The organism is Oceanobacillus jordanicus (genome assembly GCF_022095695.1).
GTDB classification, from domain to species: Bacteria; Bacillota; Bacilli; order Bacillales; family Amphibacillaceae; genus Oceanobacillus_B; species Oceanobacillus_B jordanicus.
In genome coordinates, this window is the sequence record NZ_JAIFZM010000013.1 from 24,876 (window position 1) to 49,365 (window position 24,490).

Below are 24,490 nucleotides of genomic sequence, written 5' to 3' on the forward strand. Positions count from 1 at the left end.
ACTAGTTGGCTACTCATGATTCTCTTTCTTTTTTCATATAATACTTCCTTCTATAGGTTTATGGCTATCTTGCCGAATTGTTTATTAACCTCAAGATATTCAAATGCCTCTTGCATATTGTCTATTGCAAATGTCTTGTCGACGATAGGATGCATATTAAAGTTTTTCATATGATCCAAGAGCGCTCTCAATTCCTGTCTACTTCCCATTGTAGAGCCAAACAGCTGGTATTGCCCATAGAAAAAGGAACGAAGATCGAAGTCGATGGTATCCTCTGTCGTGGCACCAAAAATAACCATGCGTCCACCTTTTTTTAATACATCCAAAGAACGTTTAAAGGTAGCGCGTCCCACACTATCAATCACGAGATCAACTGTTTCGTTCTCTAATTGTTTTGCCCAATCTTCGCTATCAAGCAAGACAACATCTGCTCCTAATGATTTTGCTTTTTCAAGCTTTTCTTCGCTTCTTGACGTAACAATTACCCGTGCTCCAACGTTTTTAGCGAATGAAATAAGATAAGTAGACACACCACTTCCAGCACCTGGAATGAATACAGTTTCCCCTTCTTTAATCTGACCTTTTGTAAACAATGCTCTATATCCTGTAAGGGCTGATAAAGCGAGAACTCCTGCTTCCTCCCAAGATAAATGAGATGGTTTTTGTTCCACTTGTTCACTGGATATAACCATTTTTTCGGCGAAGGTTCCATGGTCAGGCATACCTAAGATATCAAATTCTGCTGGTGGAGCATCACTATTCTCATACCAACGCAAACCAGGGTTGATGATAATTTCGTCACCTTCTTTAACATTTTGAACTCCTTTGCCAATTGATTCGATTATACCCGCTCCATCTGAGCCAAGAATCAATGCTTCTTTATCCTCTCCGCGCCGATTTGGAATGTAAAGATCACGTCTGTTTAAACCAGCCACTTTTAGGGCCACCAAAACCTGTCCTTCCCCTGCGGTTGGTGTTTCCATATCCTTCACTTTTAACTCGCCATATTCATGTACAAATGCTTTCAATTGCTTTTTCCCCTTTCCACGTATGTACTAAATTTCGATAATTGTGCCTTCGTAATAATATCCTCTGTAAACAATGGGACAAACATAAGGTGTTGTCTCTGAAATTCCTGCTTTATTTTTGAAATGTATTGTTTCTCATGTTTCCTGCGTTTTTCATAAAACGTCCCTTCCACTTCGTTAGGTAATAGTTTATTTACCACTAAAGTATTCACAGAGAGTTGATACTTTTCTAGTAACTCTATCGCCTTTTTCGTTTCAAGTATAGGAAGTTTTTCTGGATTTAATACAAAAATGAATTCCGTCTTTCTTGGGTTAAGCAATATTTCCCTTGCCTGATAGAACCGCTCCTGCCTGGCTTTAAGCACCTCGTATATAGGATCATCTACCGGTTCACCGTCATGTAATAATCTGGAATAATTTTCATTCGTTTTTTGTCTCTTTTGTAGCAGACCATCAATCCATACACCCATCAACTCAGGAAGAGAAAGCAGGCGAATGGTATGTCCTGTTGGAGCAGTATCAAAAACTATTTTATCAAAATTCACCCTCTCTTCCAAAATAATTGAAATTAATTTTTCAAATAAGGCTGCTTCCTCCGCTCCTGGTGAAGCCTTAGCGGTATCAAGCTGACGATTCACCTCATCTATCATTCCTACATGTACGATACCCTTAATCGTTGATTTCACACGTTGAATGTAAGAGGATGCCTCATAATCAGGGTCAATTTCGATTGCTGTTAAGAATTTGGAAAGGCGTTTCATGGCTCCACCTATTTTCTGATCAAATATATCACCTGTATTATGGGCCGGGTCTGTTGATACAAGTAATGTTTTGATACCTTTTTCAGCAAAACTCCAAGCTAAGGCAGCAGCTGTCGTGGACTTCCCCACTCCTCCTTTTCCACCAATAAAGATGATCTCCTTTTCTGTGTTCATATAGCACCTCCTATTCTATTTTAACAACAACGAATCCCTGATAAGGGGGAGTTTTCCATGCCCATGCGCAAGTGCCAATCATGAAACTTCTCTATTATGTGTGGATAAAGTTCTAGCGTATAGTAAAATACTGGGTTAGGGATGCCAATCATTTCAGAGTATAGTAGTAGCAGAAAAAGATCTTCTTCCTTTCTTAGTTCTCTGGCAATTTCCTGCCGATGCGGTGTACTAAGCACTTCCTCATAAAATGCAATTGCTTTCTTTAGCTTGTCTAGCATTCTATCCCCTCCCTTTAGTATGAAGTTCTATGCTTAATTGCTATGGTGAAATACAAAAAGGAGCTAACTAGCTCCTTTTTGTCATCACACTCAGTTGCTAATTATTCATCTTCTGTTGAATTGATAATCGGTTTTGTTAACACATTAAAGGCCGTTAGGATAATCCAGACAGCAAACACAAAAATAATAGCGCCGAGTACGAACAATAGTGTGTTTGCGTCATTCCCTGCCCATGACCATTCAAACACCACCTGCTGGAACATTGCGTATAGCGTCATAAACATAAGGAAAATCATAGGTATTAACACCACTGCATAGTTTCTCCCTTGCCTCCTGAGCCATACGGCAATTAACATTAAGCTGATACCTGCCAGTAACTGGTTAGCCGTACCGAATAAAGGCCATAGCTGATAACCACCAGACCCAAACCCTTTCGGCCCTTCTGGCAATAGTACAAGAGCAGCACTAGACACAACAGCTACCGTTGTAGCAACATGCTTTTTGGTTAACGCTGGAACTTTGTATTCTACACCAAGCTCAGAAATAATGTAGCGCATTAATCGTACAGAAGTATCGAGCGTGGTTGCAGCAAAGCTTACAACAATGATCGATACAATGGTTGTAGCAATATCTGCCGGTAACCCGACTCCCGAGGCTAAGTTTGCGGCGCCTTCAATAAACACTCCCAATCCTGCACCATTTGCATCTGTAAAACTGGCATAAGTAGCAAAGAAATCATCTTTATTCGCAAAAAATGTAGCCACCGCAATAATCGAAATAAGTGCAAGAATTCCTTCTCCAACTGCACCAAAATAGCCAACAAAGCGTGCATCTGTTTCTTTATTTAATTGTTTAGAAGAAGTGCCAGAGGAAACCAATCCATGAAAACCAGAGATCGCACCACAGGCTATTGTAATAAATAATAATGGAAGCAATGATTTGTCAGGATTTGCGTTTGTGACAGGAGCCGTCATTTCTGGATTCAAAAATATTAATCCAAGATATAAGATTCCAAGACCTACAACAAGCTGGTGTGAATTAATAAAGTCTCTTGGTTGCAAGAGTTTCCAAACCGGTAGTGTTGAGGCAATGTATACATAGACCATTAAGATGACAATCCAGATGAGAAATGCTGAAGAAGTGGCACCAAGTCCAAACAGTCCACTTGCCCCCTCTCCGCCAAAGTATTTAACCAAGTCAATTTGTAAGAAACCTACTTTGCTAGCCAAAATAGCCGTGGCATACATAACACCAAGCGCCAAAAGAGATGGAATGAGCATCCGTTTATTCCGTTTGAATACTGCATATCCAATCCAAATAGCTAATGGAATTTGAATAAACACTGGTAGAACACTAGCCGGATAGGAGATAAATAGATTTGAAATCACCCAGGCAAAAACTGCGTTTACCATTAATACTAGAATTAATATGATAAACAAAAATAATATCTTGGCACGCTGTCCAACTAGTCTGTGTGCTAATGTTCCAACAGACTGGCCCTTATTCCGCACAGAGAGAACTAATGTACCGAAGTCATGGACCCCTGCAGCAAAAACGGTCCCTAGTATCACCCATAAAAACGCTGGAAGCCAGCCCCAATAGACGGCGATTGCTGGTCCTAGTATGGGAGCAGCCCCCGCAACAGAGGTGAAATGATGCCCCCATAAGACGAACTTATTTGTAGGAACAAAATCCACCCCGTCCTTATAACGGTGTGCAGGTGTTACATAATTCGGATCGAGCCTGAAGATTTTTTCTGCTACAAACTTGGAATAATATCTGTAGCCAAGAGCAAAAATGACCATACCAATAAGTGCAACTAAAATACCTGACATACCTTATTCCTCCTATACTAAGTAGTTAACACACCTTCGAAAAGAATATATGGACGTGTTTCTTTAATCCATATGTGAAAGCGCTTTGATTTAGTATGGTTTTATATGGCTTTTTAGAATATTTCAGTGCTCAAATGGTAGTTTATGGGATTTGCAAAACGTAGAAGATTTATCTGTTGTTAATGCAGATTACAAATCTATTGTCGTAGGGTTAAAAGTAGACAACAAAGAAATTTTTACTTCTATGACATTCCGAAAATGAGGAAAGAAGAATTTTAAACAAAAAAGCCGGACAATAACTTGAATTATCTACGATAAAATTCGAGTCTGTCCGGCGATTACATTTTTATAGATATCCGAAACACCATTCAGCGGAAGAAAATACTTCCATTTGACATAGCGTTCTTTGCTAATGAGAACATATGGCCCAGCGTAATAACTTTAGTAAAGCTTTCCTTGTTTAAATAAGATTGTGGAGAGTTTCATTACAGAGTGGATGTAACAATTTTGCCTTAGTGGAAACGCGTCTCCAAAATACTGCGGATACACTGTTTCAAAGGTGTGTTGCATTTTATAATATAATTTCTCGTAAACTTGCTCTTCACTATAAAATTGCGTTTCTCTCCCTTGTAGCCACTCAAAATAGGAAACGATAACACCACCAGCATTTGCCAAAATATCCGGGATAACAACTACCCCTTTTTCACTGAGATAGCTGTCGGCTTCCCCTGTAATTGGCGCATTCGCTCCCTCAACAATAATCTTTGCTTTCATTTGCTTCATATTTTCCTGGTGGATTTGCCCACCAAGTGCAGCCAATACTAATATGTCTGTATCCATTGTAAGCAAGTCGTCCCTATCGCAAATAGTGGCTTTCACATTGGCCTCTTCCAGGCTTTCTTCATCTATTGGAAGATCACCATTATTCGATTTTGTATACTTTATCAATTCTGGAATGTCTAGCCCATCAGCATTATGCAATGTCACGTTTCTATCACTGACAGCTACTACTTTATTGTTCAAAAAGTTACACTTATTTGCTTCAGCTGCTACGACAGATCCAACATTTCCGAAACCTTGTATAGCAATTTTAAGGGACTTGTCTTTATGATCAATGACAGTTTTAGCAAAAATATTGTCCCGTTCGTTTAACCATTTATACTTATCATTTGTAAAATCATGTAGCATATAGCGAAGGGAGAAATAGACTCCCTTTCCCGTCGCCTGTCTTCTCCCCAAAGAGCCACCGTTTACAACACTTTTACCAGTAAAACTACCTCTATACTTCATACCTGGATGGATGCTCTTGTATTCTCCCATCATCCAGTCCATTTCCCGTTCTCCTGATCCGACGTCAGGCGCCGGTATATCCTTTTCCGGCCCAATGATCTGACTGAAATATTGGACATATTTTCTACAGATTTGATTTAGTTCTTTCACCTTAAATTTTCTTGGATCAATTACCACTCCGCCCTTCCCTCCTCCAAAAGGAACTTCATGCAAGGCGTTTTTTAACGTCATTAAGGCAGCAAGGTTACTTACTTCTTCTTCCTCAACAGACTCATGAAAACGAATACCTCCTTTATAAGGTCCTATAATATTATTATGTTGGACACGAAATGCCGGTATCCGAGTCACTTTGCCATCCTCTAACGCGATTCTAAGGAATGATTTATGAATATGATTAGGGGTGGACAAGATAGAGGTGAGAGAAGTAAAAGCTTTTTTTCTTGTTTCACCAGAAAGTTCGGGTAAAAATGATTGATCATCAAGCAATGCATCAAGAGATTGTTCGATGATAGTAGAAGTATTGCTTCCCATTTTAGTTCCTCCTGACTAAGATTTGCCAAACGAGGTATAGATCAGCCACCTGCAGGGGGCATGCCAGAAACCGATAGCAGTGCTGCCTTTTGGTTTATGCTCCTTTACCTAAGTAATTGGCGACTGATACAAGCCCCACTTTTTTACGATTCTAACAAATCCAGCCTCAAAGGACCATGAAAACGGTTTATCACCAAAGAAAAATAGCGAAAAGTGTTGCTGCTAGAAGACCAATTATGACTGGAATAAAATTTTTGCGAACGAGCTCCATTACAGAAATACCACAAAAACCTGCGATTGCAATAAGCGATGACCAGGCTACAATTGTTCCTCCCCCCGTCCAAATAGACCCCATTTGCCCAATAGCTGCTAATGTAGCAGCATCAATTGAACCGTTTTCCAACGATGCAGCTAAGGCGCCTGTGAGCGGTAGACCGGAGAATCCCGAACCATCCAAACCTGTAATAATCCCAATGATTAAGATACTTAGCGCAGCAAGAAGGGCATTTTCAGGTAAAAAAGTCTGGCTAGTTTGCACAAGGTCAAACAGAAACGCTGGTTGACTCTCCTCCATTCCTAAAATACTTCCTGAGAAGTCCGAGCTTCCTAGAAAAAAGAAACCAGCAATTGGTATAACTGGGCCCATTGCCTTAAAGGCAAACACAAAACCATCCGTTATATGTGTTGTTATATAATCAAGGGAATGCTGTTTACCAAAGGCTACAGTTGAGAGTAGTAAAAGAATGACTGCTACTCCACCGACAAAGGCAGCTCCATCTCCCCCTTCAAGTCCACTCATTCTTCCAGATAGCAGTTTTTCATATACCATATAAATAACAACACCTAACAGTGTTAGTGGTACAACCACTGCAAATATTTTACTCCACGCGGTTAAATTTTTCGTATGTGCCTTATTCGTCGTCTCTTTTACGGATTGCATTTGCTCCAATTCTAATTCAATTAATGGATCATTTCTATGACGTATTGTTTTCCGGTACAACAAGTAAGCTAACGCAATGGCGATGACACCAGCAATGACAGACAATACAAGGGCACGATCAGCCACTATAGCTGTCTCAATCCCGGCCGCTGTAGCTGATAAGCTTGGTGCTACCTGTACAATATAATCCGACGATAATGCCATTCCTTGACCAGCAAGCGCAATGGCAACTGCTGCCATCATAACCGGCAAACCCGCTCTAATAGCCGCTGGTACTAGCAATGCGCAAATTAATGGGACAGCAGGAGTTGGCCAGAAAAATAATGATATGACATACGTGATAACTGCTAGGACAAAAAAGGAAATATGCCCATTTATCATCATTTTTTGGATGGGTTGGATCATTCGTTTATCTGCACCTAAATCACGTAATGAATGTAAAAGCGCAAGCATGAATGTGATGATTAGGAAAATACTAAACAGTTCCTGTGCAGCAATTAGGTTCGCATTAAAGATGGCTTTAAAGCCTGCTACAAGGTTTCCATTGTACACCCACGCTACAATGAACGTTCCGAGTAATGTTGGTAATACAACCCCTTTTCGAAAAATCATCGTTCCAATAATCAATAAAGTAAACAGTCCATATATCCAATGAGAAATGGTAAGTTCCATCCTACATCTTCCTCTCAATAATGGTTGTATAGCCTATGCATTAAGGGAATGTTTAGTTCTTTGGTTACCGGGAATATAAAAACCATAGAACATTATTAGGAGGTAGAAAAAGATGAAACCATTTATCAAAGAATATACAAATGACGAAGTACTAAAAACAGATGTGAGTATTTTAAAAGACAAAGGAATTAACAAAGATGATGTTTATGTATTGTCCCACGATGATGACCGTACGAAACGAATTGCTGGAAGTGTTGATGCCAACACAATCGGCATAAAGGAAATGGATTTTGGGAACGCAGTCGGAAACTTATTTAATAGTAAAGGTGACGAGTTGCGCTCGAAACTTCAGGAAGTAGGTTTCTCTCAAGCAGAAGCTGAAAACTATGAAGAGGATATGGACGAAGGAAAAGTATTACTAATTGTAACAAACAACGAAAATGCAGCTAGCTACTTAATGTAGTCTTATTACAAAGTCGTTTGTCTTAAGGCTAAAAAAACGAGCATGTCAACTAGATTATTGGTTGGCATGCTCGTTTTGTATGTAGTAAAGAAGGTGGTCTCCCTTAACAAGAGAGACCCCCACATGTGAGCGGAAAAACTTTTTTAATTTGTATTCATTAATGTCCTTGGCTGTTTATGAAATAAGAAAAAGACAAGTATAGCACTAAGCAGGAAAGCAGGCAGCATGTAAGAGCCATTATATAATAAGGAATACAGCCATACTGGTTGCCCTTCTATTGCTGACTCAAAAAATGTAACTCCTGCAATATAATGTGCACCAAAGCGTAGGATTGATCCTAGAAACACTCCTGCCACTATATATCCCAAATACTTCTTAGTTTGCCCTTTTTGCAGAGCTTGTTGAATTTTTTTAGAAAACATACCTGCAAACCCTAATACAGTAAATGCTACAGCATAGTCAAAAAATCCTTGAAGTGGGTATAATACATAAGCAGTACCTACGGCAATTTGTAACATGCCCCAAAGAAAGCCTGCCAATAAGCCTCCCTTAACTCCCCAACGAAAAGCCACAATAAAAATAGGAATCATAGCAAAGGATATTGATCCTCCTTGGGCCCATATCTTAAATGATAAAAATGGAATAATATCCAACAAAAGTGCAAAGGCAGCAAATATGGCTACCTCAACTAAAAATAATGTGCGTTTTCTATTCATTTCTCTCTCCCCTTTTTAAAGCGAATTTTAAACAAACAAAAAAAGCAATGCCAAGGGGAAGACTTCCTGATGGGAATCCGCTACATTGCTTTTATTCCATCAAAAAAGCCACCATCCCTACGTTAGTACTAACTAACAGGTTCAAAGGGTAAGAACATCTCTGTTCACTCTCAGCCATTGGCTCCCCCTGTAGGCTTTTCAAACTATGCTTTTTTTATTAATTTCATTGTAACCCACATTCTGTAGGCTTACAACTATTGTGTAAACTCGATAAATTCCTCAACATCCTTCACACATAATTGAATAGCATCTTCCCAGAAATCAGGTTTCGTTAAGTCGACATTCATATGCTTCATGGCAAGATCCTCTACATTCATTCTACCAGTGTCACGTAGCAATTCAATGTATGCATCCTCAAAGTTTTCCCCTTGTTCTTTGGCGGCAGCATAAATTCCAAGGCTGAATAAATACCCAAAGGTGTACGGGAAGTTATAAAATGGAACACCCGTAATATGGAAATGTAGTTTAGAAGACCAGAAATTAGGATCATATTCATCCAGTGCATCCTGATAAGCTTCCTTCTGGGCCTCTACCATGATCTCATTCAGGCGGTTAACCGATACAAGCCCTTCTTTTCTTTCTTCATAAAAACGGTTCTCAAAGATAAAACGTGCATGTATATTCATGAAGAATGCTACACTACGTTGAATTTTATCTTCAAGCAGTCCGATTTTCTCTTCTTTATTTTGTGCATTTTTAACCGAAGCATCTGCTACAATCATTTCAGCGAACGTGGAAGCTGTCTCCGCAACATTCATCGCATAACGCTGATTTAACCCATTCACATCATTCATAACATGCTGGTGATAGGCATGGCCTAGTTCATGAGCCAAAGTAGCAATATTTGAAGACGTCCCAGAGAATGTCATAAAGATTCTAGTTTGCTCACTATCAGGGAAGCTTGTACAGAACCCACCAGGTCGCTTGCCAGCACGGTCTTCTGCCTCAATCCAGCGTTTGTCAAAGGCCATTTGAGCAAAGTCGGCCATTTTGGGACTGAATTTACCGAAATGGTCTACAATAAACTTACTTGCCTCAGTATAGCTCGATTTTTTCACAGTATTTGTTAATGGTGCTCCAATATCATACATGCTCATTTTTTCTAGCCCAAGAAGGTCTGCTTTTTTCTCTAAATATTTAACAAAGTGCTTTTTATTATTCGAAATAGCTGTCCACATTGCGTCAAGTGTTTCCTGCTTCATTCGGTTAATTGCAAGTGGCTCCTTAAGAACACTCTTCCAATTACGATGCTTATAAGTTTGCAGTCGGAATCCAGCTAAATGGTTTAATGTCTGACCAAAAAGGGCGGATTGTTCCTTCCATGCCTCCCCCAGCTTATCAAAAACAGCCTTTCTTACTTTACGATCTGGATGACCTAATTTATTAGATGCCTGCCCGACAGATAGAGACTTCACTTTATTATCTTCTTCTACTTCCACTGTCATTTTTCCAACGATTGTATCATACATTTGACTCCAGCCGTGATAACCATCAACTCCAAGATCATTGATTAGCACTTCCTGTTCAACAGATAGAAGCTCCTTTGCCTGTTCTCTGTATTCGTTAAGGACAAAGGAAAGCTCCGCTAAACCATCATGCTGAAGTAATGTAACCCATGTGGTATCTTCTATGGCAACTAGCTTTTGTACGAACTTCGACATGATGGCATCTAATTCTGCCCGCAATTCGCTACGTTTACCAACTAGAAGACTTGCTTTCTCGTCCGTTACATCCTGTGCGCTTAGACAACTGATAAACGCGGAAGCTTCTCTTAACTTTTTCATTACACTCTCAAGCTCGTTTACTACACCAGTTAACTGTTCTGCTTCCACATTACCATCTTCTGGAGTAAATGCCTCTACTTCAGCTGAGAATGTTTCTTTATCCTTTTGAATGTCTTTAAGATATGTACGAAATGCTTCTGAATCGCTTCCCCCTGGAAAAATCACATCTAAATCCCATGTTGGGTTATACGTTTGTTGCATAAAATATCTCCTCATTCCATCATTTATATTTGTTTCATTTTACCCTATCTTTTTATTATAACGAAAAATGAAATAATTTTCATCTTGAAGAATTTTCTTTTTTCAAGAAATTTAGCAAATTTCGATTTAGGGTGTTCAAAAATAGCGCTCATTATCTTGAAAGATAACAAAGGCTCCCCAAGCGGGTGCTCAGGGAGTAATGATTATTTCGTTTTCTTTGTTAGCTTCGTTAACCCATTATTCTCAAGCGTTTTCCTTTGTTGCTTACCTTTTTCTGTAATGTAATTATTTTTAAACCACGCAATGAGTGAAGATACCATCGTAAACGTTACTGCAACAAACTGCTCTACTAATTCACTATCAATTGGTAAAGGGGATTTGCCAAATATGACGAGCGTTTGATTAATAAGGGCAACGAATAAAACAAATGATCGAATTAGAGTACCTCTGTCCACTTATTTCCCCTCCTGTCTTTACTCCATACTACGATTTCGCTTAGCAATTGGAACGGCAAACTATTGGGTAAAAGAAAAATAGGGAGGATTTTTATTACTTGACAATACAAGTTTATCATTCTATACTAAGTAACATAAAGTAACTTACGTATTAATAACTTACCTTTGGAGGGATTTTTAAGATGACAAGAACAGTATGGAATGTAGACGTAGTACACAGTGAAATTGGCTTCTCCGTAAAACACATGATGATTTCTAAAGCAAAAGGAGTTTTCAAAGAGTTTGATGCTGTTATCGAAGCAGATGTTGAGGACCTTACAGATTCTAAAGTAGAAGTAACGATTGATGTTAATAGCATCGAAACACGTAATAAAGATCGTGACGATCATTTGCGCTCAGGTGATTTCTTCGATGTAGAAAATCATCCTAAAATTACATTTGTTGCAACAGATATTAAGAAAAAATCTGACAGTGAATATGATGTTACTGGCGATTTAACAATTCGCGGAACTACAAAGCCTGTTACGGTTGATGTAGAATTCGAAGGACAAAGTAAAGACCCAATGAGCGGAAATATTGTTGCTGGATTCAGTGGGAAAACAAAAGTAAACCGTAAAGAGTTTGGACTTACATGGAATGCAGCTGTTGAAACAGGTGGCGTTCTAATCGGTGAAGATGTTACAATCAATTTTGAAATTGAAGCACATAAAGCAGAATAATTTAACTTAGAATACAGCAGGTTCCTATAAGGAAGCCTGCTGTTTTGTTCTACTATAGTAGTTATTTAGGAAGATTCACCCGTAAAATGGTCCACAGAGTCTGATGAAAGGATTCTAACAACCATTCTCCCGTCAGTAGCATGTGCTCTGATTAATAATGGTTGATTATATCTGTTTTTAAATACAAAGTCCGGGCCCCACCAGCTTACGGTCGCATCTCTTCCATCAGGTACGTAGGGAACACTTCTACTATGGGCGTATCGCTCCAAGATTTGTATACCTTTCAAATCCACAGCATTAAAAAGGGTGGAGGAAACCTGGCAAATGCCTCCGCCAATATCTTCAGCAAGCTCTCCTTTCACAATGACAGGAGCACGTTTATAACCTCTTTGTGCTGTTCTCTCCCCTACTACATCATTAAAAGAAAAAGATTCACCTGGAAAAACGACGTGACTATCAATTGCTGCCGTTGCTAATGCAATGTTATCCGCCCTCTCTTTATTCCCCTTTTTATAAAAAGTGGTATAGCTTCCCAGTTCTTTTGTCTGTATTTCTTTGAGCAATGATTGATCAACTTTGGGGTATACCGGCATAGTTGGGACCGTAATACGCTTCATATCTTGCTCATAATAAGCACTTCGAAATAATACTTGAAAGGCTTCTTTATCCAACATCCTGCCAGGTACCTCTGTAATGAGTTCATTATTCTCTGACCAATGGGCATTTTTCGGTTCAATGGCAACCTTCTTTTCTAATTCACTTATCAATGCCTGCAATTTAACTTCATCAATAAATGGCGTTTCTTGAAAGGGATAGAGTCCATATTGGCTGATTTCTACCTTATCAAGTTTCACGCTACCTATAGCAAACACATTTGAAGCCATACAACTTAATAAAAATACAAGAAGTAAAAGAATACGCATATCGCCAACCTCCTTCACTTAGTATGAGGAAAGAGGTTGTAATACATTCCTTTATTTAAAAAAGGTAAATAAAAAAAGCGAGCAGTGCAAGCGTAATCGTTATCGTGTAGATCCAGATTTGGGTACGTACATTTGATTTCAAAGAGGTAGATTCATATTCTAAAGAACGGGACAATTGGTCTTCAATCGTGTCCCCTTCTTCTTCATACTTTTTCATTTTTCGCTCCTCTTGCTTTAGTGCAAAGAACGTTCCCAATATTGCAAGTATAAACAGGAAAATTAAAAATACAATTAAGCCGTTATGCACCTGACTTCCCTCCATAGTAAAAAGCCACCCAGCTAAACTGGATGGCCTTGTATTTATCTAAAATCCCTTGAATCTTCCATGTAGTCACTGAGTAATCTAAACCCTACCAACGAAGCAAGTACAAGTAAAAACCCACATAATGTTTTATTCTTCATTCATTACTACCTCCTCGTAATTATCTCGTTCAATTATGACTATTTTTTTAATTTAGAATGGACGGAACTTACCTTTTTTAAGAACCAGCTTCGCTCCACCAAGTAAGAATAGGGAACGGTTATCTACAACTTTCTTCATAGCTGCAGCTGATTTACCAGAAAGCTTATATCCTGACATAACATTACCAATACCATCAGAATGTCCAAGTGAAGCTACAGTACCTTTATCACTAAATACAAACTCCTCTACTGGCTGATTTGTGATTAGTGCTTTTAGATTTGCTGCAACAACGTCTGCTTCCTGCATTGCCAATTGGGCAGTTGATGGATAAGGACGATCTGCTTCTTTGTTCCATACCCATGAGCAGTCTCCAATAACAAACATGTCCTCTACGCCTTCTGGACGAAGATCACTATTCACGTTAACTTTTCCTTTTACTAGTTCAAAACCAGATTCACCAAGAACAGAGCTAGCTTTTACGCCACCAGTCCAAACGATTGTTCCAGCTTTGATTAATTCTTTGTCATCACCAACAATGAATCCTTCAGATGTAGCTTCAGAAATTGCGGCACCGATTTTAAGCTCAACTCCACGATCTTCTAAAGATTTTTTAGCATAATCAACTAGTTCTTTATCGAACATTGGAAGAATAGAAGGTGCTGCCTCTACGTTAATAATACGGACCTTACTACGGTCAATGTCGTATTTTTTGCATAGCTCTGGTACTTTTTGAGCTAGTTCACCAACAAACTCAATTCCAGTGAAGCCTGCTCCACCAACAAGAATGTTTAAGCTTTCTTCACTTACATTCTCTTCATTATTATATTTGGCGAATTGATATTCAATGTGCTCACTAATTAGACGGCTTGAATCGATGTCTTCAATAGCGAAAGCATGCTCAGCCATCCCTTTAATTCCAAAATCATTGGATTCAAACCCTAGAGCAACGACTAGATAATCGTATTCAATTTCGCTGTTTTCTAGAACAACGCGCTTTTCATCTTTGTTAATTTTAACTACAGAATCGTATACGAGTCTAACGCGATTTGGGCTCACCACATCGCTGATCATCACACGCGCCTGATTCGGGTTAATTGTTCCCGCAGCTACTTCATGCAGCCAAGTTGTTTCATAGTGGTAGTTATGTTTGTTTACCAGTACGATCTCTGCCTGTTCTGCTGTTAATTGTTTTGTTAGTCGTTTTGCTGTAGTAAGACCTGCGTAACCAGCTCCTAGTACAACTATTTTTGGAATGCTTGTACTCATTAAAACTTCCACCTTTCTTGAATATACTCTATAATACAAAAGTTAAAGCGTTCAGAATAATAGATAATATACTTGAATCCTATTCAAGCTCGCTAAAAACTTTTTTTATAATACCTTTATAATAGCAAAGATTTATTAAATAGGCTAATAATCAGTTGTATCTATTAGATAACAAAACGTTTTAATAAGGGTTTATATTAAATCTATTAGCCCTTAAATTACTGATTTTCTTTAGCTTTATTGTCTTGTTGAGAATTTGCTTTTTCACCTGGTTTTTCCTCTTTAGGTTCATCATCTTCCTTATCAGAACCTTCCTCTTTTTCGTCATCTGTTGCAGGAGGGTTTTTCACTGGATCATCCTTGTTATCAGAATCTGTTGGCTTCGTATCTTCAACAGGTTTTTCTTCTTTTTCGTCTTCCTCTACTGATTCACTAGGAGATTCCCCTTCTCCCCCTTTATCTTGCTCTGTTTCTTGATCAGTGCCACTATTTGTATTGCCACTATCACTTGATGATTTTTCAGTCTTTTTATCAGTAGTGTTTTCATTTTTGTTACTCTTGTTTCCTTGATTTGTAGAGGAAGATTTCTGGTTATGTGTAGACACATTTGGGTAAGTAGAAACTGTAGTGCTAGCTTCTGCGTCATCTTCTTCTATAGAAAGTTCTTCCGATTCATCGTCAACCTGTTCATCCTCTGTCTTTTCTGCCAACAAGCTTGCTTCTTTCATTGCCTCGACAAACAGGGAACTTTTTTGACGCATTAGCTCCCCTGCAGCCGTGGTTTTTTCTACTGCCGGTTCATCAAATTCATCATTTTCTACGGGGGTAATGATAAGGGCTTCTTCCGCGCCCTTCTCCTCTTCTTTGTCAACTTCTTCGACCTTTTCTTCTTTACCATATTTATCTTGATTTAGCTCAGATTGGTAAATTCCAGTTATCACAACAGCTACAAATGCTGTTAAGGTGAGCAAATTAATGACAAGTAATTTTTTATTTTTCACAACACCGCTCCCTCACTATATGTATAAAGATGTCAAATTAACACGAACGCTAGTATCTCTTATTATTGTAAGCATATTTGCCTATTATTTACAATGGTTTATACTAATAAAGTGGAAGAATTTTCTGTTTCATACCATTCTTTTATTTTGTTGGGCAATAAAAATATACTACCCCACTTTTAGTAGTGTTGCGTACTATTTATCAGTTTCGATAATAGAGAAAAGGATTGACAGCTAACTATTTATGCGTAATAATAAATAGAATAAATTTTACGGTTACCTTTAATCCAGTCCTGTGAGGCTGGCAAGGTGGAACAGATTAGGTCTGTTAAAAGGATGACCTTTGGGAACAGTTACCCAGTGGCTCTATTCTTTCGATGCAAACACCTTGCCCATCTTAAGGCAAGGTGTTTTTTTCTTGGTTCCAAGGTAACCCGTTAATTCAAGGGGGAAATAAAGATGGCAACATATCGTGAAATTAAGGTGGATGAACGCCTACCAATACTAAAGAGCTTACCGCTTAGTTTTCAGCACTTATTTGCAATGTTTGGGTCCACCGTACTGGTTCCTGTTCTGTTTGGAATAAATCCTGCTACCATTTTGTTAATGAACGGAATTGGTACATTAATTTACTTATTTATAACAAAAGGAAAAATTCCAGCCTATCTGGGATCGAGCTTTGCCTTCCTTTCACCTGTAGCAGTGGTATTAGGTAATTATGCTGGAGGTGAGGGATATAGCTACGTTCTTGGTGGTTTTCTGGCAGTAGGGATTGTATTAACCCTTGTTGCCTTTATAGTGAAAATGGTCGGTACAAGTTGGATTGACGTTATTTTCCCACCAGCTGCAATGGGGGCAATCGTAGCAGTTATCGGACTTGAGCTTGTACCAACAGCTGCCGAGATGGCAGGTTGGATTGCCCCAGCCGATGCAGGAACTAACTGGGTGATGGATACGGATGTAGCAATTGTTGCGTTATTAACCCTTGCAATTACAATTGTTTGCTGGGTTACCTTGCGGGGGTTTTTAAAAATCATACCTATCTTAATTGGAATTATTGCTGGTTATATTATTGCTTATTTCTTCGGGTTAGTAGATTTTACACCTGTGAAGGAAGCGGCTTGGATTTCTCTACCTGAATTTTATCAAATGAAATTTGACTGGTCTGCAATCGTCGTGATCCTCCCAGCAGCGCTAGTTCTTATTCCAGAGCATATTGGACACTTATTTGTAACTGGGAACATAGTGAAAAAGGATCTTGCAAAAGACCCTGGTCTTGACCGCTCATTAGCCGGAAATGGTATTTCTACAATAATTTCCAGCCTTTTTGGGTCTACACCGAATACGACCTATGGAGAAAATATTGGAGTACTTGCGATAACACGTGTTTATTCAACTTGGATCATTGGTATAGCAGCCGTTATTGCAGTGGTTCTTTCTTTTATCGGGAAGCTGGCAGCTCTTATATCTTCTATCCCTGCGGCTGTAATGGGAGGAATCTCACTCCTATTATTTGGTATTATAGCAGCAAGCGGAATCCGGATGCTTGTCGAAGCAAAAGTAGATTACAACCGTTCCACCAACTTAATCCTTACATGTGTTGTGCTTGTCATTGGAATTAGTGGTGTTACCATCCAAATTGGCGAAGTTGCTTTAAAAGGGATGGGACTGGCAACTATCGTAGCAATAGTCTTAGGAATATTCTTCAAATTGCTAGATACTTTTAAACTGTCAAATGAAGAATAATAGATAAAGCAGTACAAAGTGGCTGGGACATAACGTCCCAGCCCTTTTTAGTTTCTTGGATCTGACGTATAAGTGGCTTATTTAAAGTCCATTTTCCAGCTGTAATAGCCTTTTTCAGCATTTTTCTCATAGGTTAAATAGGCGTTGAATTTCTTTCCTTTTTTACTAGTGAGTCCTTTTACAAAAGCCTGCTTCTTAGTCAACAGATTTTTCACTAATGTTTTCGTAGGTTTCTTTCGCATTGCAGCTAAATACTTGTCATTTTTCCAAATGATAAAATTGCAGCCTTTTTTCCACTTACTACAGGCAAAACCCATATAAACTTCCGTGACAGTTTCTCCACATTCCGGGCATTTCCCTAGTGGTTCATTGGAAATTTTGGCAGGAGTGATTTCATTAATAATCTCACTTTCATCCGCCTTTATCTGATTAACAGAGCTTGTAGTAAACTGTGAAATTACTTCAAGAAATTCTTGCTTACTCCCATCCCCTTTTTGAATATCTGCCAGTGACTTTTCCAGGCGACCTGTAAACTCTAAGTCAAACAGTTGCTTTACTGGGAACGTTTCTACAAGGGTCTTTCCTAGCTTTGTACAAGTAAGGTTTTTCTGTTGTGCAGTTATATATCCTACATCTTTCAGTTTTTTAATAGTTTCAGCCCGTGTGGCTGCTGTACCAATACTAAAACCCCCTAAGACTGCCTCCACATCTGCTTCGCCATCAGACTCTTCCTTTAAGTGCTTGCCACATGTCTCCATCACTCGTAGCAATGTCCGCTCTGTATGCTGTTTTGGTGGCTTCGTTACATGCTTAGTGACTTCCGATTTAATCACTGAAACGGAAGCTCCCTGCTCGACCGGAGGCAATAAAGTGTCCTTGGAAGCTATCTTTTCAACCTTTTTCCAGCCTTCAATCAGCTGTACTTTTCCTTTTGTATGAAACATGCCTTCTACGTCAGCAACAGTCGTTACCAGCTTCGTCTCTTCATACACAGCAATTGGCATGAACTGCATGATAAAGCGGTTTTTTATTGCCATATAAACAACCCGCTCATCTGCGGTCAGCCTTTTAGGAAGCAGGTATGTAGGTGTGATAGCACTATGACTTTCCACCTTTGCGTTATTAAATACACGCTTTGTCTTTTGGAACTTTACCTCATCCTTATAAGGAAGATCTTGTATATGATTATCCAATACTTTTTTCATTTTTCCTGTAAGGCTTTCTTCTAAGGCAATACTGGAGGTTCGTGGATACGTAATATACTTTTTCTCATACAACGATTGCGCTACCTTTAGAACCTTATCCGATGTCCATCCATTAAACTTATTGGTGATGTACCCTTGCAAGCTTGATAGATTAAATAAAAAAGGAGGGAATTCCTTTTTCTTTTCCACTTGCTTATCTGTTACATTTCCTTCTTTTCCTTCTAAAACACGTTGGAATTCATCGAGTGCACTTCGTTCCTTAAACTTCTCCTGTTTTCCTTTTTTATATGTTCCTGTGTATTCTTTTCCGTCTTTTGTATAGAATGTCGCATGCAGCCTAAAGTAATCTTCCGCAACAAAGGATTCTATTTCTTTATCACGGTCGTAAATAATTTTTAAAGTAGGCAAAAGAACTCGTCCTATATTAAGGGCCTTCCCTTTCCCTTTTTGATACTTTAATGTTGCCACAGAAGTGAGATTAATTCCGATCATCCAGTCTGCCCATTGTCTACTAATCCCTGCATCTCTTAATGGTTTCATCACATCATTTTGCTTCACTTCTTTTAATCCCTTAATAACTTCTGCAGGTGTCCACTCGTTTAAAAGCAGACGGTAAACGGTTTTATTCGGTTTACTACCTCTATAAATAATACTGTCACCAATCAATTGACCTTCCCGATCATAATCACAGGCCGAAATTATGGCTTCAACATCGTTTCGTTTCATCAGTTTATGTATAGTTTTGAGCTGTTTAGCAGCACCTCCGTCTGTCTGGCTCCTATTACGAGGGTTGCTTTTCACTTTGTACTTTAATTGAGGAGGAATAAAGGGGAAGTTGTCCATTTTCCAACGAGCCATTTTGCTATCATAATCTTTCGCATCGTAGAGCTCTACTAAATGGCCGAACGCCCAGGTAATGATGTAGTCAGCACCTTCAAAGTAACCATCTTTCTTTGTTTTCACTTTAAGCGCATCTGCTATGTTTTTTGCAACAGATGGTTTTTCAGTAAGTATTAACTTCAAAATAAATCACCTTTTTTCATTTATTGGGATGGTAATCAGGAGAGTGTGAGTGGGGATTAGCCTATTATACTACATATCTACTATTAAGAAAAACAAAGAAAAAAAGCAACTTTACGAGAAAGCTGCTTTTTAGAACTTCTGATTTTACTTGCTCAATTTCTTGGTAAGTGGGTAAACCCCGACGCTTTGGATAACGAGAGAGAGCATAATTGCTGCAAAGGTTAGGGAAATCAGCATGCTACTTCCGTTGTTTTCTGCTTCTAACCCCATTAATAATGCCACTGACATGGTTCCCTTGATTCCTGTCCATGCTATTAATGTAACATCCTTAACAGAAAAACTTCTTCTCCATTTCGGGATTCCTTTTAATGTGGTAAGTAGAACTACATAGCGAGCAAGCACTGAAGCGATGAAAATGAGTAAGGAAAGCATCCATTCACTAAACTGAAGATAACCAGCCGATTGTACGCCGATCATTAAAAATAGAATAGCAAGAACGCTTGGCTCCACAATATCCCAAAATCCATTTAAAGAACTTCTGAAATGTGCTTCCTTAATATTTTTACCAAACTCATAGGATAGCATTAACCCTGCTGTAACGGTAGATAATACTCCTGAGACCCCAATTCCTTCTCCAATGTAAAAGCTCCCATATGCCACAATAATACTTAGCATTACCTGATATTCCCTATGATGTGTAAAATGCACTAGCTTGCTCATCAACCAACCAAAAATTGCACCTAATGCGACGCCTCCCAATGCTACAAAAAGAAATTCAGTGACAAATGATCCAATAGCAAAACTAGTATGGTGAAGATACATTTCCAAAAACACTGTAAATAAAACGATACTTGTCCCATCATTCATGAGGGACTCTCCCTCCACTATATCGGCAATCCGCTCATCACTGGATGAATTTTTAAGAATTGAAACCACTGATACGGGATCTGTTGGCGCTAAAATGGACGCTACAAGCAAGGAGGCTGTCAACGAGAGCGAGATAAATACATTACCTATTAAAAAGATAGTTACACCAAGTACAGCTACCGTTAAAAGTAAACCTACTGTTCCTAGGCTCCCAATAACCCATTTGTTTTTGCGTAAGTATTTTATAGGAAACCGGTATGCGGACGTAAATAGTAGTGCTGGCAAGAACACCATAAAGATTAGTTCCTTTGATATGGTGACACTACTGAAAAACGGTATAAAGGAAAGGCCAATCCCTATTAATACTAAAACGATAGGAACTGGAAAAAAATTTTGTTTCTTGTCAATAGAGTAAACGATATAGCCAATTACTAATAAGATTAAGAGTTGATGTGTGTTCATACTACTTTTCTCCTTTATTTTTTACCAAAATAGAATAAACCTACCACTGCTCCAAGCAGGCACATAACTAATGATACGATTAAAAATGGAACGGGCCCAAATTGAAAGATAAGAGGTACAGACAAAGCAGTCACTAGCCCCCCACCAAGGAATGGTTCGTAAACAAGCTGCTTATAGCCAAACCCTTCAAAAGCAGGTGACTTTCCGTCAGGATCTGCCACACGCATTAAAAGCAGACCTGTTGCTGTGATACCCATGGATTGTCCAAAATCACCAATTCCACGCTCAAACCAGTAAGAAGGTATGATTCTCGGTGCTAAAATAATAAACCCGAGCACGTTCCAAGCAATACCTGCTCCTGCCATTAATAAAAATGGAACAAGGTACTCGCCTATAACATCAAGAGAAACTGTCCCGATTGCAGCTAGAATTAATATATCGAGAGAGAATCCCTGAATTCGATTAACCATTCTACGATCTAAAATCTCAGTCTGGTCAAATTTGTTGAAGATAACTTGAATGATGATTCCACCAATCATCGCTAACGGGAATAACGGGATATAGGTCATGAATTCTGAATCTGTAGCGGCACCCCATGTTACACTTTCTAATCCAATTAGACCTTGTAAAATTAACCAACCAACTAGTATAGCTAAGCCGACCATCGCAAAATGTAACGAAAGTGGTTCGATAGACTCTGGCCTAACTGTCATATTTGCAGCAGGTTCTCTATTTTGAAATTCCATTACTCCCTTTTTGCGTAATTCGGAGAAATTTTCTACATTTTTTACGATCCTCGTTTTCTTTTTTCGTACTGCCCAATTAATAAGTATAATCCCAATAATCACACCAGAAAGTACCCCAACTGTCGCCAAGCCTATTGCAAGGTCATAGGCCTCTGAAAAGCCGAGATCTCCAAAAGTTCCAGCCATCCCAGCTGCAGTTCCGTGTCCTCCTTCAAACGCTACTTCAATTAATGCTCCTGCCATTGGAGGAATATCAAAGAAGGGAGTTAAAACCAGCATAGTAAGTAAAATACCAATCACATATTGCCCCCAACCGATTGTCCAACCGAATGCAAGCTGTGGTCCCCCGTAACTCCAGACCTTTGAGAGAGTGGGAATGGTCGCACCAAGAAACAATGTTGCAAACACGATATTTATCATTAATCCTGGTAAGGCACTCCAAACTTCCATTACTTCTTCCGTCATGATGCCGTTCACCCAAAATGAGTTTTCTCCTGTGAAGTTTCCCAGAATTCTCCCTAACACTTCGGGACCAAGTAATAATGCTAGAAAACCGCCTATAATAGATGAAGGTAAAAATAAATTTTGCAGCCATTTCACACGCATCCGGATCCATTTACCAACGAGCAGAAAGAATGCAAGATATAATAATGTAAAACCAATTTGGCCTGGTGTCATGAATACTACCCCTTTATTTTGCTTAGTTAATGGTTTCTTCCCGCCTTAAAATTATCTCAAACACAGCACAGAACATAAAAAAACCCCCTGCCGTTTACAGAGAGTTTTCATTATCGTTCTATTTTGTATCAGGGTCTGGCAGATCATCTGACTTGCGCATTGCCCAAGCTGGTGTATCAAAAATATAAGGAGGAGCGGGTGGGAGGTGTGGTGCTGGAGCAAATGCAACAGGTCTATCAACATAATTAAAAGTACCACAGCCATCCATACTCGGGCCATGTGCCCATCTACCTTCAGCACTTGCGTCTCCTTGAGAGAAATTAAATAATGTATAGGCAACCTGCTGTTTTTCCAGTTCTCGAGGAAATGTACTTGGAACAACAATATTTTCTTTTTCTTCTAGTTCTCTAATCGCAGCATACCACTGGTTTTGGTGGGCCGTATCTCGTGCAATTAACCATGACAGCATATCTTTTACGCCTCTGTCATTTGTCATTTCGTACAATCGACAAACCTGTAATCTGCCTTGGGACTCAGCGTTTAAATTCGCACGGAAATCTGCAAGTAAATTACCGCTCGCAATAATATAATCGGCAGTCCATCGATTACCAACACTGTCAGCCGGCATCGATCCTAGCCCTGAGACGATCACATGCTGGGGATTCATGCCACCAAGAACTGCTGCTACGACGGGATCTTTAACCGCATCTTCTAATTCCACATCCGGTGCGTTATCTAGCAGTCGTGCAATCATTGTTGCAAGCATTTCCACATGAGCAATTTCCTCTGTTCCAATATCCATTAATAAATCCTTGTATTTCCCATTACCCCGAACATTCCATCCTTGAAATAAGTACTGTAGCATTACTGAAATTTCGCCAAACTGTCCACCCAATACCTCTTGTAACTTTTTCGCATAAACAGGATCTGGACGATCAGGCTTGGCATGATACTGTAAATCCTTTACGTGATAAAACAATCCACTCACATCCTTTTTAGTTTGACAATAGGCGAATATCCGCCCCTTTTAGATGGTATGCAGATAGCTAGGCCATTGTTCCACAAAATTTACGCAGGATTTGGAGTGTTTGTTAATGTTTATGTAGTCAATTCAAAAGACGAGGAGGGCTTTTATATGTCACGCTTGCAGATTTATTGGTCGTGGCCACTCTCTGTTCAAAAAATAAAGCTAAAAATTAAAATACTCCCACCTTTTTGGGTAAAAGTGGGAGTATCTAACTTGGATTAAGATAGGATGGTAGGATACTTGGAATTTAGTTTCTTCCCTAAATACTTCGCTACCTCCAGCATGCCGTAGGTGCCATAATCGGCTTCGGCTTCGGAATTATAATTTGTATTTGTATTAATGTCATACGTATAAATGCTCCCGGCCTCATCTTCAATAAATTCAATACCAGCGATTTGGATGTCATTCCCTTTAAGCACTTGTTGATATTTTTCTAATACTGGGTGGTCAAAGCCTTTCCTAACTTGGAATTTCGCAGGGGCTTCTTGTTCTTCAGCAGGACAGAATAAATCCTCAATGGTACATGCATCTGCCGGGCAAAGCTCAAATCCTTCTGATGTATCTACTCTTACTGCATAAACAAATTCCCCGCCGACAAACTCACACCTCGTAATATAGGATTCTGGTGACTGAATATATTCCTGTATTAAGGTGACACCATCAACAGGCTCTTCGAAATCCCCACCTTCTACATATTCCTTCAAGGCTTTAACTGAATGAAACAATTGGACACCAAGTCCCTTCCCTGCACGATTATGCTTTGTAATGAAAGGTTTCCCTGCAAAGCTTTCGGCTACTTCAATTAATTCTTCTTTCCCAACAGCAGCCGTTGTCTTTGGTGTATGGACTCCGTATTTTTCCAGTTCCAAATATTGCTTCACTTTGCTGAGCTCTAGATCAAGCGCCCTGCTCCCATTCACAACCGTTCTACCGTGATGTTCAAGCCAGGATAACACGGCACTTGTCAGCTCTGGAGAAAAACGGTTCCCCCTTGTGTGGGATGATGCACTCATTCGATTATAAAAAACCCCCTCTGGCGGGACGGCAGTCAAATCAACCTTCCCGCTCGTTAGAAGCCAATCCTCATAAGGAATCGTTAATTCATCCAGTCGCTTAAATAAATGTGTCGTCCATTCTTCATTTTCATGAATGATATATAATTTCGTCATGATGACA

21 protein-coding genes and 1 riboswitch are annotated in these 24,490 nt (G+C 39.2%); of the genes, 3 read left to right on the top strand and 18 right to left on the bottom strand.

All coding sequences use genetic code 11. From position 1 onward, the window contains the following. Positions 1 to 50: 50 nt before the first annotated feature. From K3T81_RS14580 to K3T81_RS14605, 6 genes are all read right to left on the bottom strand, one after another. Entirely contained in the window at positions 51 to 1,028 is a 978-nt protein-coding gene (locus K3T81_RS14580) for a zinc-binding dehydrogenase (protein WP_238020722.1), read from the bottom strand. Next, positions 1,025 to 1,963 carry an ArsA family ATPase gene (locus tag K3T81_RS14585; RefSeq protein ID WP_238020724.1) on the bottom strand — a complete coding sequence of 313 codons (939 nt, stop codon included), beginning with the start codon at positions 1,961 to 1,963 and terminating at the stop codon, positions 1,025 to 1,027. Before K3T81_RS14585 ends, K3T81_RS14580 begins: the two co-directional genes overlap by 4 nt. 20 nt (positions 1,964 to 1,983) lie before the next feature. Beyond that, complete coding sequence (locus K3T81_RS14590; protein ID WP_238020726.1) at positions 1,984 to 2,241, bottom strand: cory-CC-star protein; 258 nt, start codon at positions 2,239 to 2,241, stop codon at positions 1,984 to 1,986. 101 nt (positions 2,242 to 2,342) lie between these two features. Continuing rightward, positions 2,343 to 4,076, bottom strand: a complete 1,734-nt coding sequence (locus K3T81_RS14595; RefSeq protein ID WP_106896499.1) for a carbon starvation CstA family protein — start codon at positions 4,074 to 4,076, stop codon at positions 2,343 to 2,345. 441 nt (positions 4,077 to 4,517) lie between these two features. Further along, positions 4,518 to 5,897, bottom strand: coding sequence for a Glu/Leu/Phe/Val family dehydrogenase (locus K3T81_RS14600; RefSeq protein ID WP_238020728.1), 1,380 nt, complete (start codon positions 5,895 to 5,897; stop codon positions 4,518 to 4,520). Positions 5,898 to 6,087: 190 nt separating this feature from the next. Further along, positions 6,088 to 7,509 carry a hypothetical protein gene (locus K3T81_RS14605; protein ID WP_106896497.1) on the bottom strand — a complete coding sequence of 474 codons (1,422 nt, stop codon included), beginning with the start codon at positions 7,507 to 7,509 and terminating at the stop codon, positions 6,088 to 6,090. A gap of 112 nt (positions 7,510 to 7,621) precedes the next feature. On the opposite strand from K3T81_RS14605, the gene K3T81_RS14610 reads away from it, so the two are divergent. Next, positions 7,622 to 7,972, top strand: coding sequence for a YflT domain-containing protein (locus K3T81_RS14610; protein WP_036573464.1), 351 nt, complete (start codon positions 7,622 to 7,624; stop codon positions 7,970 to 7,972). A 143-nt stretch (positions 7,973 to 8,115) separates the two neighbouring features. Here K3T81_RS14610 and thiT read toward each other — a convergent pair whose 3' ends face one another. The 3 genes from thiT to K3T81_RS14625 form a co-directional block, all read right to left on the bottom strand. Beyond that, positions 8,116 to 8,688, bottom strand: a complete 573-nt coding sequence (thiT, locus tag K3T81_RS14615; protein WP_106896495.1) for an energy-coupled thiamine transporter ThiT — start codon at positions 8,686 to 8,688, stop codon at positions 8,116 to 8,118. A gap of 97 nt (positions 8,689 to 8,785) precedes the next feature. Further along, positions 8,786 to 8,886: riboswitch (TPP riboswitch) on the bottom strand. A 56-nt stretch (positions 8,887 to 8,942) separates the two neighbouring features. After that, the gene (locus K3T81_RS14620; RefSeq protein ID WP_238020731.1) at positions 8,943 to 10,733 is read right to left on the bottom strand and encodes a M3 family oligoendopeptidase; all 1,791 of its coding nucleotides are present in this window, start codon (positions 10,731 to 10,733) and stop codon (positions 8,943 to 8,945) included. 203 nt (positions 10,734 to 10,936) lie between these two features. Next, on the bottom strand, positions 10,937 to 11,188 hold the full coding sequence (locus tag K3T81_RS14625) for a phage holin (protein ID WP_106896493.1): 252 nt from the start codon (positions 11,186 to 11,188) through the stop codon (positions 10,937 to 10,939). 182 nt (positions 11,189 to 11,370) lie between these two features. On the opposite strand from K3T81_RS14625, the gene K3T81_RS14630 reads away from it, so the two are divergent. Continuing rightward, on the top strand, positions 11,371 to 11,907 hold the full coding sequence (locus K3T81_RS14630; protein ID WP_106896492.1) for a YceI family protein: 537 nt from the start codon (positions 11,371 to 11,373) through the stop codon (positions 11,905 to 11,907). 65 nt (positions 11,908 to 11,972) lie between these two features. On the opposite strand, the gene K3T81_RS14635 is transcribed toward K3T81_RS14630, so the two are convergent. From K3T81_RS14635 to K3T81_RS14650, 4 genes are all read right to left on the bottom strand, one after another. Next, the gene (locus tag K3T81_RS14635; protein ID WP_238020736.1) at positions 11,973 to 12,830 is read right to left on the bottom strand and encodes a VanW family protein; all 858 of its coding nucleotides are present in this window, start codon (positions 12,828 to 12,830) and stop codon (positions 11,973 to 11,975) included. Between the two features lie 55 nt (positions 12,831 to 12,885). Then, positions 12,886 to 13,137, bottom strand: a complete 252-nt coding sequence (locus tag K3T81_RS14640) for a hypothetical protein (protein ID WP_238020738.1) — start codon at positions 13,135 to 13,137, stop codon at positions 12,886 to 12,888. A gap of 207 nt (positions 13,138 to 13,344) precedes the next feature. Further along, complete coding sequence (locus K3T81_RS14645; protein ID WP_238020739.1) at positions 13,345 to 14,559, bottom strand: NAD(P)/FAD-dependent oxidoreductase; 1,215 nt, start codon at positions 14,557 to 14,559, stop codon at positions 13,345 to 13,347. Between the two features lie 218 nt (positions 14,560 to 14,777). Next, positions 14,778 to 15,560, bottom strand: coding sequence for a hypothetical protein (locus K3T81_RS14650; protein ID WP_238020741.1), 783 nt, complete (start codon positions 15,558 to 15,560; stop codon positions 14,778 to 14,780). 459 nt (positions 15,561 to 16,019) lie between these two features. Here K3T81_RS14650 and uraA point away from each other — a divergent pair, with 459 nt between their 5' ends. Then, entirely contained in the window at positions 16,020 to 17,306 is a 1,287-nt protein-coding gene (gene uraA, locus K3T81_RS14655; RefSeq protein WP_106896487.1) for a uracil permease, read from the top strand. A gap of 77 nt (positions 17,307 to 17,383) precedes the next feature. On the opposite strand, the gene K3T81_RS14660 is transcribed toward uraA, so the two are convergent. The 5 genes from K3T81_RS14660 to K3T81_RS14680 form a co-directional block, all read right to left on the bottom strand. Then, the gene (locus K3T81_RS14660; RefSeq protein WP_238020743.1) at positions 17,384 to 19,534 is read right to left on the bottom strand and encodes a type IA DNA topoisomerase; all 2,151 of its coding nucleotides are present in this window, start codon (positions 19,532 to 19,534) and stop codon (positions 17,384 to 17,386) included. A 144-nt stretch (positions 19,535 to 19,678) separates the two neighbouring features. Next, on the bottom strand, positions 19,679 to 20,863 hold the full coding sequence (locus K3T81_RS14665; RefSeq protein ID WP_238020744.1) for a cation:proton antiporter: 1,185 nt from the start codon (positions 20,861 to 20,863) through the stop codon (positions 19,679 to 19,681). Positions 20,864 to 20,877: 14 nt separating this feature from the next. Continuing rightward, the gene (locus K3T81_RS14670) at positions 20,878 to 22,287 is read right to left on the bottom strand and encodes a sodium/glutamate symporter (protein ID WP_238020745.1); all 1,410 of its coding nucleotides are present in this window, start codon (positions 22,285 to 22,287) and stop codon (positions 20,878 to 20,880) included. Between the two features lie 118 nt (positions 22,288 to 22,405). Then, a complete protein-coding gene (locus K3T81_RS14675; RefSeq protein ID WP_238020747.1) occupies positions 22,406 to 23,266 on the bottom strand; it encodes a manganese catalase in 861 nt (286 codons plus the stop codon). 266 nt (positions 23,267 to 23,532) lie between these two features. Next, the gene (locus K3T81_RS14680; protein ID WP_238020748.1) at positions 23,533 to 24,483 is read right to left on the bottom strand and encodes an ATP-grasp domain-containing protein; all 951 of its coding nucleotides are present in this window, start codon (positions 24,481 to 24,483) and stop codon (positions 23,533 to 23,535) included. Positions 24,484 to 24,490: the final 7 nt, after the last annotated feature.

What these genes read in the sequence shown, in the direction of transcription:
- K3T81_RS14585 (WP_238020724.1), bottom strand. Translation starts at nt 1,963, where the DNA reads ATGAACACAGAAAAGGAGATCATCTTTATTGGTGGAAAAGGAGGAGTG.
- K3T81_RS14590 (WP_238020726.1), bottom strand. Translation starts at nt 2,241, where the DNA reads ATGCTAGACAAGCTAAAGAAAGCAATTGCATTTTATGAGGAAGTGCTT.
- K3T81_RS14595 (WP_106896499.1), bottom strand. Translation starts at nt 4,076, where the DNA reads ATGTCAGGTATTTTAGTTGCACTTATTGGTATGGTCATTTTTGCTCTT.
- K3T81_RS14600 (WP_238020728.1), bottom strand. Translation starts at nt 5,897, where the DNA reads ATGGGAAGCAATACTTCTACTATCATCGAACAATCTCTTGATGCATTG.
- K3T81_RS14605 (WP_106896497.1), bottom strand. Translation starts at nt 7,509, where the DNA reads ATGGAACTTACCATTTCTCATTGGATATATGGACTGTTTACTTTATTG.
- K3T81_RS14610 (WP_036573464.1), top strand. Translation starts at nt 7,622, where the DNA reads ATGAAACCATTTATCAAAGAATATACAAATGACGAAGTACTAAAAACA.
- thiT (WP_106896495.1), bottom strand. Translation starts at nt 8,688, where the DNA reads ATGAATAGAAAACGCACATTATTTTTAGTTGAGGTAGCCATATTTGCT.
- K3T81_RS14620 (WP_238020731.1), bottom strand. Translation starts at nt 10,733, where the DNA reads ATGCAACAAACGTATAACCCAACATGGGATTTAGATGTGATTTTTCCA.
- K3T81_RS14630 (WP_106896492.1), top strand. Translation starts at nt 11,371, where the DNA reads ATGACAAGAACAGTATGGAATGTAGACGTAGTACACAGTGAAATTGGC.
- K3T81_RS14635 (WP_238020736.1), bottom strand. Translation starts at nt 12,830, where the DNA reads ATGCGTATTCTTTTACTTCTTGTATTTTTATTAAGTTGTATGGCTTCA.
- K3T81_RS14645 (WP_238020739.1), bottom strand. Translation starts at nt 14,559, where the DNA reads ATGAGTACAAGCATTCCAAAAATAGTTGTACTAGGAGCTGGTTACGCA.
- uraA (WP_106896487.1), top strand. Translation starts at nt 16,020, where the DNA reads ATGGCAACATATCGTGAAATTAAGGTGGATGAACGCCTACCAATACTA.
- K3T81_RS14665 (WP_238020744.1), bottom strand. Translation starts at nt 20,863, where the DNA reads ATGAACACACATCAACTCTTAATCTTATTAGTAATTGGCTATATCGTT.
- K3T81_RS14670 (WP_238020745.1), bottom strand. Translation starts at nt 22,287, where the DNA reads ATGACACCAGGCCAAATTGGTTTTACATTATTATATCTTGCATTCTTT.
- K3T81_RS14680 (WP_238020748.1), bottom strand. Translation starts at nt 24,483, where the DNA reads ATGACGAAATTATATATCATTCATGAAAATGAAGAATGGACGACACAT.